At 62.8% G+C, this 13,801-nt stretch carries 9 protein-coding genes; all 9 read left to right on the top strand.

Features of this window, described 5'->3' with window-relative positions; all coding sequences use genetic code 11:
• Positions 1-4 precede the first annotated feature (4 nt).
• The 9 genes from F2P44_RS09445 (at position 5) to rbfA (ending at position 13,797) form a co-directional block, all read left to right on the top strand.
• Positions 5-1,681 carry an ABC transporter ATP-binding protein gene (locus F2P44_RS09445; RefSeq protein ID WP_167086448.1) on the top strand — a complete coding sequence of 559 codons (1,677 nt, stop codon included), beginning with the start codon at positions 5-7 and terminating at the stop codon, positions 1,679-1,681.
• Positions 1,682-1,759: 78 nt separating this feature from the next.
• Complete coding sequence (locus F2P44_RS09440; protein ID WP_167086447.1) at positions 1,760-2,707, top strand: VTT domain-containing protein; 948 nt, start codon at positions 1,760-1,762, stop codon at positions 2,705-2,707.
• A 178-nt stretch (positions 2,708-2,885) separates the two neighbouring features.
• On the top strand, positions 2,886-3,911 hold the full coding sequence (locus F2P44_RS09435; RefSeq protein ID WP_167086446.1) for a glucokinase: 1,026 nt from the start codon (positions 2,886-2,888) through the stop codon (positions 3,909-3,911).
• Positions 3,912-4,803: 892 nt separating this feature from the next.
• On the top strand, positions 4,804-5,607 hold the full coding sequence (scpB, locus tag F2P44_RS09430) for an SMC-Scp complex subunit ScpB (protein WP_167086562.1): 804 nt from the start codon (positions 4,804-4,806) through the stop codon (positions 5,605-5,607).
• Complete coding sequence (locus F2P44_RS09425; protein ID WP_167086445.1) at positions 5,594-7,708, top strand: pseudouridine synthase; 2,115 nt, start codon at positions 5,594-5,596, stop codon at positions 7,706-7,708. The genes scpB and F2P44_RS09425 overlap by 14 nt, the downstream gene beginning before the upstream one ends.
• Before the next feature lie 479 nt (positions 7,709-8,187).
• Positions 8,188-8,676: a ribosome maturation factor RimP gene (gene rimP, locus F2P44_RS09420; RefSeq protein WP_167086444.1), complete on the top strand. Its 489-nt coding sequence runs from the start codon at positions 8,188-8,190 to the stop codon at positions 8,674-8,676.
• Positions 8,673-10,238 (top strand): transcription termination factor NusA, encoded by a 1,566-nt coding sequence (gene nusA, locus F2P44_RS09415; protein ID WP_099874597.1) that lies wholly within the window; start codon positions 8,673-8,675, stop codon positions 10,236-10,238. The genes rimP and nusA overlap by 4 nt, the downstream gene beginning before the upstream one ends.
• Positions 10,239-10,285: 47 nt before the next feature.
• Positions 10,286-13,123: a translation initiation factor IF-2 gene (gene infB, locus F2P44_RS09410; RefSeq protein ID WP_167086443.1), complete on the top strand. Its 2,838-nt coding sequence runs from the start codon at positions 10,286-10,288 to the stop codon at positions 13,121-13,123.
• A 206-nt stretch (positions 13,124-13,329) separates the two neighbouring features.
• A complete protein-coding gene (rbfA, locus tag F2P44_RS09405) occupies positions 13,330-13,797 on the top strand; it encodes a 30S ribosome-binding factor RbfA (protein WP_167086442.1) in 468 nt (155 codons plus the stop codon).
• The last annotated feature ends 4 nt before the right edge of the window (positions 13,798-13,801 follow it).

Below are 13,801 nucleotides of genomic sequence, written 5' to 3'. Positions count from 1 at the left end.
CCGCATGCTGCTTCAAGTAGACAATCTGCGCATTGCCTTCCGCGTCGACCAGCACACCACGGTCGAGGCGGTGCGCGGCGTCTCGTTCGCGCTGCCGCGCAATGCCACCGTGGCGCTGGTGGGCGAATCGGGCAGCGGCAAGTCGGTCAGCTCGCTGGCGGTAATGGGTTTGCTGGCGCCGGAAACGACGCTGATCGATCCGGCCTCGCGCATCGTGTTCGACGGACGTGAATTGCTGGCGCTGCCGGCCAGGGAGCGGCGCCGCCTGTGCGGCAAGGAGATCGCGATGATCTTCCAGGAACCGATGTCCTCGCTCAATCCCGTGCTGACGGTCGGCTACCAGATCGGCGAAGTGCTGCGCCTGCACATGGGCATGAGCGCGCAGCAGGCGAGGGCGCGCACGCTGGCCTTGCTCGATGAAGTGGGCATGCCGGATCCGGCGCTCAAGATCGACGCCTATCCCGCTCACCTGTCGGGCGGCCAGCAGCAGCGCGTGATGATCGCCATGGCGATCGCGTGCGAGCCGGCCTTGCTGATCGCCGACGAGCCGACCACCGCGCTCGACGTCACCATCCAGAAGCAGATCATCGCGCTCATCGCCCGCCTGCAACAGCGGCGCGCCATGTCGGTGCTGTTCATCACGCACGACCTGGGGCTGGTCGGCGAGATCGCCGACCACGTCATCGTGATGCGCCATGGCGAGGTGCGCGAGCAGGGCCTGGCGCGCCAGGTGCTGGAGCGGCCGGCAGATCCCTACACGCGCGCGCTGCTGCACTGCCGCCCGCGGCTGGACCAGCGTCCGCTGCGCCTGCCGGTACTCGGCGACTATCTGGACGATCGGTTGGAAGTGCAAGAGCAGGCCGCCGGTCCCCAGCGCGTGCGCGGTTACGCGGCCGGCGACGAGGAAGTCCTGGTCGTGCGCAACCTGAGCAAAAGTTTTTACGCGCGCGAGGGACTGTTCGGCAAGCGCGAACTGCGCGCCGTGAGCGACGTCTCGTTTACCCTGGCGCGCGGCAAGACGCTGGGCGTGGTGGGCGAGTCGGGCTCGGGCAAGAGCACGCTCGGACTGACCCTGCTGCGGCTGCACCAGGCCAGCGGCGGCACGGCGATCTTCGACGGCAAGGACCTGATCGGCATGCCGGCGCGCGAATTCATGGCCTACAAGCGGCGCATCCAGATCGTGTTTCAAAACCCGTATGCCGCGCTCAATCCGCGTTTCACGGTGGGGCAGATCCTGCTCGAACCGATGCGCATTCACCAGATCGGCGCGGGCGACGGCGAACGCACGGCCATGGCGCTGCAACTACTCGACAAGGTGGGTTTGCCGACGCAGGCGATGCAGCGCTATCCGCACGAATTTTCGGGCGGGCAGCGGCAGCGCATCGCGATTGCGCGCTGCCTGACCCTGCGTCCGGAAATCCTGGTGTGCGACGAATCGGTGTCGGCGCTCGACGTTTCGGTGCAGGCGCAGGTACTCAATCTGCTGCAGGACCTGCAAGATGAATACCGCATGAGCTACATCTTTATTTCGCACGACCTGTCGGTGGTGAAGTACATGGCCGACCGGGTCATGGTGATGCGTGCCGGCAGCGTGGTGGAGATGGCCGATTCGGACGAGCTGTACCGCAATCCGCAGCACGCCTACACCAGGGTCTTGCTGGGGGCGATCCCGGGCGCGTAAATATGCGCATGCCGGGGCGCGCTTGCGGCAATGCGGGCAGCGGGCGATTTCCGGCGCATTTTCGGCTAAGATAGCGGCATGCCCAATCTTATCGAATTGCTTCAGGTCTACGGTGTGCTCATCGTGTTTGCCATCGTGCTGGTCGAGCAAATCGGCTTGCCGATTCCCGCTTTCCCCATCCTGATCGTGGCCGGTGCGCTGGCCGCGGGTGGCGAGATCAGCTTGCCGGTGTGCCTCGCCGTCAGCATCGGCGCCTGCCTGATCAGCGATGTGTTCTGGTTCAACGCCGGGCGCTTCTACGGCAAGCGCATCCTGCGGCTGCTGTGCAAAATCTCGCTCTCGCCCGACTACTGCGTCAGCCAGACCGAAGACCGCTTCAAGCGCTTCGGTCCCAAATCGCTGATGGTCGCCAAATTCATTCCGGGCTTCAATATCATCGCCTCGCCCATGTCCGGCGCGCTGGGCGTGAGCACGCCGCGCTTTTTGGCCTTCAGCATGACTGGCAGCCTGCTGTGGAGCGGCACCGGGATTGCCATCGGCGTCATCTTCCACAACAGCGTCGACAAAGTACTGGTCATGCTCGAAGACATGGGCAGCAGCGCGCTGATGGTCTTGCTGAGTTTGCTTGCCCTGTTCGTCTTGTACAAGTACATCGAGCGGCGCCGCTTCCGCCAGGGCATGCAGATCGAGCGCATCAGCATGAGCGAGCTGGTCCAGCTGATCCACGGCGGGCAGCATCCGATCATCATCGACGCGCGCAGCGTCACCGCCCAGCAGCTCGAACAAGCCGTGCCTGGCGCGCTGATCTATAACGCTTGCACGCCCGACAGCGTCATGGCGCTGCTCGACAAGGAGCGCCACATCGTCGTCTACTGCAGCTGCCCGAACGACGTCACGGCGGCCCAGGTCGCCAAGGAACTGATTTCCAAGGGCTACCACCGGGCCCGGCCCCTGCATGGTGGACTTGACGCATGGAACGCCCACCACAGCGGCGCGAGCGACCCGCAGACTGCCCACGCCGGCTGATTCGGTCCCATTTCCTTTCGTTTTGACCCTGCTGCGCGTAGCTATACTACGGGCAGCGTTGCCGGAACTCGCCTTGCCGCAAGAATTTATCGTTCTAATGTACTAAAACTACAAAGAAAGCTTGCACCTCGGGCATGTGATCCATTAAGCTTGGCGAGTCCATAGAACACTTGCCACCATGACTCAGCACGCTACCGCGCCATCTTCAGCTTCCCCGTCCCCCGCCTATGCCGACGGGCCGCGCCTCCTGGCCGACATCGGCGGCACCAACGCCCGCTTCGCGCTGGAGACGGCGCCCGGGCAGACCGGGCTGATCGAGGTGCTGCCCTGTGCCGACTATCCGACTCTGGCCGATGCCCTGCGTGCCTATCTGGGCTCGCCGAAGGTGCTTGCCGCCGGCGTGGGCGCCTTGCGTCACGCGGCGCTGGCGATTGCCAATCCGATCACGGGTGACCTGGTGCGGATGACCAACCATCATTGGGAATTCTCGATTGCCGCCTTGCGGCGCGAGTGCGGCTTCGAGACGCTGGAAGTGGTCAATGACTTCACCGCGCTGGCGCGTGCCTTGCCGCACCTGGCAGCTAGCCAGAAACAGCAGATCGGCGGCGGCGTGGCGCGTGCGCAGACGCCGCTGGGGCTGGTCGGAGCCGGGACCGGGCTGGGCGTGTCGGGGCTGATTCCGTCGGACGACGGCTGGACCGCGCTGCTCAGCGAAGGCGGGCACGTGACGTTTTCGCCGGCCAACGAGACCGAAGTGGCGATTTTGCAGTTCGCGTGGCGCCAGTACGAGCACGTGTCGGCCGAGCGTCTGCTGTCGGGCGACGGTATCGAGCTGATCTACCGCGCGCTGGCGCACTATACGGGGCGGGTGGCGCAGGAGCTGGACGCGCCCGAGATCTCGCGGCGCGCGCTGGCGGGGGAATGCGCTTTGTGCGACCAGGCGATCGACGCCTTCTGCGGCATGCTGGGCACGGTGGCGGGCAATCTCGCGGTCACGCTCGGTGCGCAGGGCGGTATCTATATAGGTGGCGGGATCGTGCCGCGGCTGGGCGAGCGCTTTGCGCGGTCATCCTTCCGCAGCCGCTTCGAGCAGAAAGGGCGCTTCGTCAATTATCTGGCGCAAGTGCCGACCTTTGTCATCACGGCCGAGTACCCCGCCTTTCTTGGCGTCTCCGCCATCCTCGCCGAAAAGCTCGGCAGCTAGGTAATTTCCCACGAACGAAACCGGGTCCCTCACGAATTCCTACAACCGGGGTCAGAGCTCTAACTAGAAATTAGTTGCATGTGAAGCAATTCTTCAGCACCGGGGTCTGACCTCTGATTAGCAACTAATTGCGAAATCTCAGCGCCGGGGTCTGACCTCTGATTAGCAACTAATTGCGAAATCTGGCGTGATCAGCGCCGGGGTCTGACCTCTGATTAGCAACTAATTGCGAAATCTGGCGTGATAATCGGGATTTCGGCCTGGTCGTACTTGAGAATTTCGGTGGTGGGGCATCGCCTTCATAGAGCGGAGGCAGGGCAGGATCTGGGCAGCACCGTTATCTGCTATTCGCCCGGCAACTAATTTCTAATCAGAGGTCAGACCCCGGTTGAAGCGTGTAATCAGAGGTCAGACCCCGGTTGAAGCGTGTTTTGAATCTGGGGGGGCAATTAATTGCTAGTCAGAGCTCTGACCCCGGTTTGGGGTGCTGGCCAATTTGGTGCAGGGCATTTGCAGGGGATTCTGACGCCCATGCTTGTCCTTTTCGCGCTTTTATCAGGTACAATGGCCGCAGTTGGAGGAAACGATGTCGATCGTTCGTGTAGTGCGCGCCCGGAGCTTGGCCTCCTTGCCGCTGCGGCGAACCAGCGTTTCTCTTGAAAATCAACGGTTTAGCCTCGCCAGGTATGCAGGTAACCGTGTGGCAGGGTTCGCATCTCGCCACCAGTAACATTCCCGCCCAGCGCGCTTCGTCCCGGGCGACGGATTCCAGTTTCAACGTGTTTCTCTGCAAGATGGTGTCATTCTGTGACGCTCGCTGCCATGCGTTGAGTGGTATTTGTTTGATTTTTTCTCTGCAGACCTAATTGCAATATCCGCATACGACATCGTTATGAATACTGATGAGGCCAAACGGGTCCTCGAAACCGCTTTGCTCTGTGCGCGCGAGCCCATGTCGATTCATGGCATGAAGAAGCTGTTCGTCGATGTCGATGACCATGGCCGCCCGATGGGCGCCGGGGTCGGTGCCGATACCATCAAGATCATGCTGGAAGAATTGCGCCGCGACTGGAGCGAACGCGGCATCGAAATCGTCAGCCTGGCCAGCGGCTGGCGCTTCCAGAGCCGCCCGGAAATGAAGCAGTATCTCGATCGCCTGAGCCCGGAAAAGCCGCAGAAATATTCGCGCGCCACCCTGGAAACGTTGGCGATCATCGCTTACCGCCAGCCAGTCACACGCGGCGATATCGAAGAAATACGTGGCGTTGCCGTCAATTCGCAGACGATCAAGATGCTGGAAGACCGCGGCTGGATCGATGCCATCGGCCACCGTGAAGTGATCGGGCGCCCGGCCTTGCTGGGCACGACCAAGCAGTTCCTCGACGATTTGGGCTTGAATTCGCTGTCCCAGCTGCCGCCATTGCAGCAAATCAGCGACATGCGGGGCGGTCTCGAAATGGAAGCACTCGAGGCAGCCTTGCAGGAAAATTTTGATAAAGCGGCGGCCTCGGAGGCCGCAAACGACGATGGTGCAGGTAGCGGCGACGCGCAGGAGGAATTTCCTCCCGCCGTCGCGGATGCGGCCGGCTCCGATACTTCATCTCCTGAAGTCCTCATTCACGACCCTGCGCCAGAAATAACGGTTGACGCTGCGCCAGGTCAGCACAACCAAGAAACGAATAATGAATCCAACTAAACCGACAGAGACAAGTACCGCCGACGTAGCAGGCATGGATGAGGCCGTAGCAAAGCCAAAACGCCGCACCAAGGCACAGATAGAGGCGGACGCCGCCGCCGGCATCGACGCGCCGAAACCGAAGCGCGCCGCCGCTAAAAAAGCCGTCGCCGACGTCGAGGCCGCCGCGCCCGCCGAGGCGCCAGCCAAGCCTGCCGCCAAGCCGCGCGCCAAGAAGCTTGTTGCCGTTGAAGCGGCCGAGTCCGCTCCGGCAGCCGCCAGCGCCCCAGCCGCTGCGTCCGTGAGCGCCGCGCCCGCCGCCGGTACGCCCGCCGCCGGTATGCCCGCCGCCGGTACGCCCGCCGCCGGTATGCCAGCAAGCGCCGCGCCAGCCCCGGCCGCCCGCAAGCCGCGCGCGCCGAAAGCGGCCGTCGCCGATGCCGCGCCAGCGCCCGCCGCCGGTGCCGCCGCCCCAGCCGCCGACGGCTCCGCTCCTGCGAACCAGGACCGTGGTCCACGTCCGCCACGCGGCCCGCGCCAGATGCGCGAACTGCGCGGCCAGCGCGAAGCCCGTATCCAGATGGAGCGCGCCGAATCGGGCGAGCCGGAAGTCGTCGCCGAAGCACCGGCCGAGCCGGTTGCCCGCCCCGAGCGCGGTCCGCGCCCGGAGCGCAGCCTGGACGCCAAGCCGCGCGTGAAAAAGAACAAAAAAGGCAATCCTGGCTTGCAGCACCACGGCAAGAACAAGATGAGCGATGCCGATGCCGCGTTTTCGTACGTGACCTCGGACGCCTTCGACGCCAACGACGGCGGCCGCGCGCAGCCAGTCAAGCAGGTGCGCCGCGACCTGACCTCCGACGACGACGCGCCGAAGCTGCACAAGGTGCTGGCCGAAGCCGGTCTCGGTTCGCGCCGCGACATGGAAGACCTGATCGTCGCCGGGCGCGTCTCGGTCAATGGCGAGCCGGCCCACATCGGCCAGCGCATCCTGCCGACCGACGCCGTGCGCATCAACGGCAAGCTGATTCACCGCAAGGTCACCAGCAAGCCGCCACGCGTGCTGGTGTACCACAAGCCGGCCGGCGAAATCGTCAGCCATGACGATCCGGAAGGCCGTCCATCGGTATTCGACCGCCTGCCGACCATGAAAGCCGGCAAATGGCTGGCCGTCGGCCGCCTCGACTTCAATACCGAAGGCTTGCTGCTGTTCACGACCTCGGGTGACCTGGCCAACCGCTTGATGCACCCGCGCTACAACATCGACCGCGAATACGCGGTGCGTACCCTGGGCGAGCTGGAAGAGGGCATGCGCCAGAAGCTGCTGGCCGGCGTCGAGCTCGACGACGGCGTGGCCTCGTTCACCAAGATCGCCGATGGCGGCGGTGAAGGCATCAACAAATGGTACCGCGTGGTCATCGGCGAAGGCCGCAACCGCGAGGTGCGCCGCATGTTCGAGGCGATCGGCCTGACCGTCTCGCGCCTGATCCGTACCCGCTACGGCATCATGACCCTGCCAAGCAACCTCAAGCGCGGTCGCTGGGATGAGATGGAAGAAAACACCGTGCGCGACCTGCTGGCCGCGTTCGGCGTCGAGAAAAAAGGCGCCGGCGGTGACGCGCGCGGTCCGAAAGGCCGCAGCGATGCCAAGCCGCGCACGGACGAGGACAAGCGTTCCGATGGCAACCGCATCGACCGCGTCGACGCCAACCGCAATGCCGATCCGTTTGGTCCGCCAAATGGACGTGGCGGTGCGGGACGCGGCGCCGGTGGCCGTCCGCAGGGGCGTCCGGGTGGTGCGGGCGGCGGCATGGGCGGCCAGCCACGCGGTGCCGGCGGCTTCGATGGCCAGAGCCGTGGCCAGGGCCAGGGTCGCCCGCAGGGTGATGGACAGCCGCGTTCGGCGCGTCCGCAGGGCGATGCGCAGCCGCGCAGCGGCCGTCCGGGCGGTGGCAATGGTGGTAATGGCGGTAATGGTGGCGGGGCCAAGGGGCCGCGTCAGCCGGATCCGCTGCAAACGACCTTCGGTTTCGGCAATGCCGGCGGCGCTAATCGCCGTCCGCAGGGTCCGCAAGGCCCGCGTAGCGCCGATCACGGCATGCCGCGTCGCGGTCGCCGGGGTTAATTTTTTCCCTAAGCGCGCGTTGCGGTTACCGTTGGCGCCCGCGTTGCCCGCATTGCTCGCGTACACCGTTATCTCGTCGGCTCTGGCATTGCCAGAACCGACTTCCCGCGCAGGCGGGAACCCAAGTTTGCTCTGAAGCCAGTGACGGCACCGAGAACTTGGGTTCCCGCCTGCGCGGAAACGACGGAGGGTGTTGTTTTGTATCCCCCCGGCGCGCGCACGGATCTCCGCGCGGCACTCCTGGCGCGGCTTTTGTTTTAAGATTGATAAGTGTTGTATGCCTGTTCATTTGCCCGTCATCGGATTGCGAACGGCCCGATAACAGGTTATAATCTGCAGCCTAATAAAAGTTCTTCCCACCACAGACTGGTGCAAGTACTTTCATCTGGTCGGGAGTATAGGAAGATGGGCAGATGCCCATTTTTTTTTTGGTAAATCGTTTTTAGTGGTCCTGCGGGACCGTGATCTGGAGAACTTGTTTGCAGCAGTTTGAATTAATCGCCAAGACAGTCAGTGGCCTGGGCTACGAACTCGTTGATGTCGAACGGGGCGAGCGCGGCATCCTGCGCGTGTATATCGATTTCACTGCAGCCGACGCGGCCGAAAAAGGCCCGATTACGGTCGAGGACTGCGCCACCGTGAGCCACCAGCTGTCGCACGTACTGACGGTCGAAAACGTCAACTACGAGCGCCTGGAAATCTCGTCGCCGGGGCTGGACCGCCCGGTACGCACCCTGGCCGATTTCGCGCGTTTCGCCGGTTGCGAATGCACCGTGAAGCTGCGCGTGGCCATGCCCGGCACGGCCGACCGCAAGACCTACACCGGTATCTTGCAGGCCCCGCAAGGCGAGAATGTCGCATTGGAATTTGAAAGCAAGGATGGTCCGGCGCTGTTGGAGTTTACGCTCGCCGACTTGGATAAGGCACGCTTGGTGCCGCAGGTGGATTTTAGGAGTCGCAAAGCATGAGTCGCGAAGTTTTGTTATTGGTTGATGCGCTGGCGCGCGAAAAAAATGTCGATAAAGATGTGGTCTTCGGGGCGCTCGAATTCGCCTTGGCGCAAGCCACGAAGAAGCGTTACGAGGGCGAAGTCGACATTCGCGTGTCCATCGACCGTGATTCGGGCGAGTTCGAGTCCTTCCGCCGCTGGCACGTGGTGCCCGACGAGGCTGGCCTGCAACTGCCCGACCAGGAAATCCTGCACTTCGAAGCCAAGGAAAACATCCCCGACATCGAAGTCGACGAATATATCGAAGAACCGATCGAGTCCGTCGAATTCGGCCGCCGCTTCGCGCAAGACACCAAACAGGTGGTCTTGCAGCGTGTGCGCGACGCCGAGCGCGAACAGATCCTGGTCGACTTCCTGGAGCGCGGCGACTCGCTCGTGACCGGCACCATCAAGCGCATGGAACGCGGCGACGCGATCGTCGAATCGGGCAAGATCGAAGCACGCCTGCCACGCGACCAGATGATCCCAAAGGAAAATCTGCGCATCGGCGACCGTGTCCGCGCTTATATCCTGCGCATCGACCGCAATATGCGCGGCCCGCAGGTGATCCTGTCGCGCACCGCGCCGGAATTCATCATGAAGCTGTTCGAACTGGAAGTGCCGGAAATCGAACAAGGCTTGCTGGAAATTAAATCGGCTGCCCGCGATGCGGGTGTGCGCGCCAAGATCGCCGTGTATACGGCCGACAAGCGCATCGACCCGATCGGTACCTGTGTCGGCATGCGCGGTTCGCGCGTGCAGGCCGTGACCGGTGAACTGGGCGGCGAACGCGTCGACATCGTGCTGTGGTCGGAAGATCCGGCGCAATTCGTCATCGGCGCCCTGGCGCCGGCGAATGTGTCGTCGATCATGGTCGACGAAGAAAAGCATGCGATGGACGTCGTGGTCGACGAGGAAAACCTGGCGATCGCGATCGGCCGCTCCGGCCAGAACGTACGCCTGGCTGCCGAGCTGACCGGCTGGAAGATCAATATCATGACGGCCGAAGAGTCCGAGAATAAATCGGCTCAGGAAACCGCGGCAGTCCGCGCGCTGTTCATGGAAAAACTCGACGTCGACCAGGAAGTGGCCGACATCCTGGTGGAAGAAGGCTTCGCTAGCCTCGAAGAAATCGCGTATGTGCCGATTTCCGAGATGCTCGATATCGAATCCTTCGACGAAGATACCGTCAACGAACTGCGGACCCGTGCCCGTGATGCGCTGGTGACTGAAGCAATTGCTTCGGAAGAAGGCCTGGAAGGGATGGACGAGCAGCTGGTTAACCTGGAAGGCATGGACCGCAACACTGCGGGCAAGCTGGGCCTGGCCGGTATCAAGAACGTTGAGGCGTTCGCGGCGCTCGCGTACGACGAATTCGGTGCCATCTTGGCGCTGGCGTCGGACCGTGCACGTGATCTGATCAAGAATGAATTTAATGATGTGACCGACGACGAGATGAAGCTGGTCGACTCAAAGTATGACGACCGCGCCAAGGCGCTGCAGGCGAAAGCCTGGAGCCTGGCAGAAGTGGCCAAGGCTTAATTTGAGTAACCTTATCATCTGTCTCGACACAAAGAAAAGAGGACTGAATGGCGAGTAACAACGTAGCCCAATTTGCCACCGAACTGAAGATGCCTGCAGATTTGCTGCTGACGCAGCTGCGTTCTGCCGGCGTCGATAAAAGTTCGACGTCAGATCCATTGTCGAAAGATGATAAGGATAAGTTGTTGGATCACCTGCGCCGTACCCACGGCACGGCGACCGACACCGAGAAGAAGAAAATCACGCTGACGCGCAAAGAAACCACCGAGATCAAGCAGGCTGACGCCACTGGCAAGTCGCGCACGATCCAGGTCGAAGTGCGCAAGAAGCGCACCTTCGTGCAGCGCGACGATCCGGCACCGGCGCCAGCGCCAGTGGCCGTAGCGCCCGTTGCACCGGTGATCGACGCAGCCGAAGTGGCGCGTCGCGAGGAAGAAGCACGCCGCCAGCAAGAGCTGATCGCGCGCCAGGAAGCCGACCTGCGTGAAAAGCAGGAGCGCCTTGCCAAGCTCGACGCCGAAAAAGAAGCCCAGGTCAAGCAGGCCGAGACCGACGCCAAGAAAGAAGCGGATGCCGAAGCGAAGCGCGTAGCCGCTGCTGCTGCCGCCGCCGCCGCTGGTGCCGACCAGGCTGCCGCCGACGAAGCGAAGAAAGCTGCCGCCGACGAAGCCAAGAAAAAGGCTGCTGTCGCCGCGCAGGAAGCTGCTGCCCGCGCCGAAGCGAACGACCGCGCCCGCAAGGCCGTGGCCGACGAAGTCGCGCAGATCAAGGCCATGATGAATGCGCCGCGGCGCGCGATCAAGGCGCCGGAACCGGTTGCGCCACCAGTGGCCGCGATCAAGCCGAAGCCGCCCGAAGGCACGCTGCACAAGCCAGCCGACAAGAAGCCGGGCGACAAGCCGGGCGACAAGAAGCCGGTTACGGCGGACAAGAAGTCGATCAAGTCGGCCAATGTCTCGTCGACCTGGTCGGACGACGCGAAAAAACGCGGCGCGCCGGGCTCGATCAAGCCACGTGGCAACACCGGTTCGCCGGGTGGCCGCGACAGCTGGCGCGGTGGCGCCAAGGGCCGTCGTCCATCGCACAGCGATGACCGCGAAACCAATTTCCAGGCGCCGACCGAAGCGGTCATCAAGGACGTTCACGTTCCTGAGACCATCACGGTCGCCGAACTGGCGCACAAGATGTCCGTGAAGGCATCGGAAGTGATCAAGCAGCTGATGAAGCTGGGCCAGATGTGCACCATTAACCAGGTGCTGGACCAGGAAACGGCGATGATCCTGGTGGAAGAGATGGGCCACAAGGCATTTGCGGCTGAACTCGACGATCCGGAAGCACTGCTGGCCGACCAGGGCGAACACGCCCACTTCGAAGCCGTCTCGCGCGCACCGGTGGTCACCGTCATGGGTCACGTCGACCATGGCAAGACCTCGCTGCTCGATTACATTCGGCGTGCCAAAGTGGCGTCGGGCGAAGCGGGCGGGATCACGCAGCACATCGGCGCTTACCACGTCGAAACGCCGCGCGGCATCATCACCTTCCTCGACACCCCGGGTCACGAAGCGTTTACGGCCATGCGTGCAAGGGGAGCGAAAGCGACTGACATCGTGATTCTGGTGGTTGCCGCCGACGATGGCGTGATGCCGCAGACGAAGGAAGCAATTGCTCACGCAAAAGCTGCCGGCGTACCGCTGGTGGTGGCGATCAACAAGATCGACAAGCCGGGTGCGAATCTGGACCGCGTCAAGCAGGAACTGGTTGCTGAACAAGTCGTGCCGGAAGAATACGGTGGCGAATCGCCATTCGTGCCGGTGTCGGCCAAGACCGGCGAAGGCATCGATGCGCTGCTGGAGCAGGTTCTGCTGCAAGCCGAAGTGCTGGAACTCAAAGCCCCGGTCGACGCGCCAGCGCGTGGCCTGGTGGTCGAGGGACGTCTGGACAAGGGCCGTGGTCCTGTTGCGACGATCCTGGTGCAGTCCGGTACCCTGCGTCGCGGCGACGTGATCCTGGCTGGTTCCTCGTATGGCCGCGTGCGCGCCATGCTGGACGAGAACGGCAAGGCGATCAGCGAAGCTGGTCCGTCGATCCCGGTCGAAATCCAGGGTCTGACCGAAGTGCCGGTGGCCGGTGAAGAAGTCATGGTCATGGCCGACGAGCGTAAAGCGCGTGAAATTGGTCTGTTCCGTCAAGGTAAGTTCCGCGACGTCAAACTGGCCAAGCAGCAAGCGGCGAAACTGGAAAACATGTTCGACAACATGGGCGAAGGCGAAGTCAAGAATCTGCCTGTCATCGTCAAGACCGACGTGCAGGGTTCGCAGGAAGCGCTGGTTGGCTCGCTGCAAAAACTGTCGACGTCCGAAGTGCGGGTACAGGTTGTGCACGCGGCGGTCGGCGGCATTACGGAATCGGACGTCAATCTGGCGGTCGCATCGAAAGCGGTCATCATCGGCTTTAACACCCGTGCTGACGCCCAGGCGCGCAAGCTGGCCGAGTCGAATGGTGTGGACATTCGCTACTACAACATCATTTACGATGCGATCGACGAGATCAAGGCGGCGTTGTCGGGCATGCTGGCACCGGAGAAGCGCGAGCACATCACCGGCCAGGTCGAGATTCGCCAGGTGATCCTGGTCTCGAAAGTCGGCGCGATTGCCGGTTGCCTGGTCACCGATGGCGTGGTCAAGCGTTCGTCCTCGGTTCGCCTGCTGCGCAACAACATCGTGGTGTGGACTGGCGAGATCGACTCGCTCAAGCGCTTCAAGGACGACGCGAAAGAAGTGCGCGCCGGTCTGGAGTGCGGCCTGTCGCTCAAGAACTACAACGATATCGAAGTCGGCGACGTCCTCGAAGTGTTCGAAGTTCAAGAGATCGCCCGTACGCTGTAATCGTTGGATGCACAACGGTGCGGCGCCCTGGAAACGGGCGCCGAACCGGTGGCCGCCAGCTGACGCTATTCCGGCCACCGCCTCCCAAACCGTCATTCCCGCCTGCGCGGGAATGACGGTTTTTAAGTTTGTGGTTTTAGGCCATGACGCCGACCCCGGCGCTGCGCTTTTCCACCTTACAAAATCATAAAGAGTAGTATACGAACATGGCTAAACACAGCAAAACCATTCCCGCCCGCGGCTTGCGCGTGGCTGACCAGATCCAGCGCGACCTGGCTGAAATCGTCGCGTACGGTCTGAAAGACCCGCGCATCGGCATGATCACCATCACCGAAGTCCAGATCACCCCCGACTACGCCCACGCCAAGGTGTTCTTTACCATGTTCAAGGACGACAAGGAAACGATCAAGAACACGGTCGACGGCCTCGGCGCCGCAGCCGGCTTCATCCGCAACCAGCTGGGCAAGCGCCTGCACATCCATACCTTGCCGATGCTGCACTTCGTGCACGACACCTCGACCTCGCGCGGCATGGAAATGTCGCTGCTGATCGACCAGGCCAATGCCACCCGCGCGGCCGATGCCGAGCCGGACCCGGTTCCGGATCCGGTTCCGGACCCGGTTCCGGTGCCTGAAGATACGGCGGCTACCGCCAGCAAGCCCGACACCGAATAACGCG

It is taken from the genome of Massilia frigida, from assembly GCF_011682175.1.
In the GTDB taxonomy this organism is placed as follows: Bacteria; Pseudomonadota; Gammaproteobacteria; order Burkholderiales; family Burkholderiaceae_D; genus Telluria_A; species Telluria_A frigida.
The sequence above is the reverse complement of the archived record's forward strand: the minus strand, read 5'-3'. Positions and strand labels throughout refer to the sequence as shown.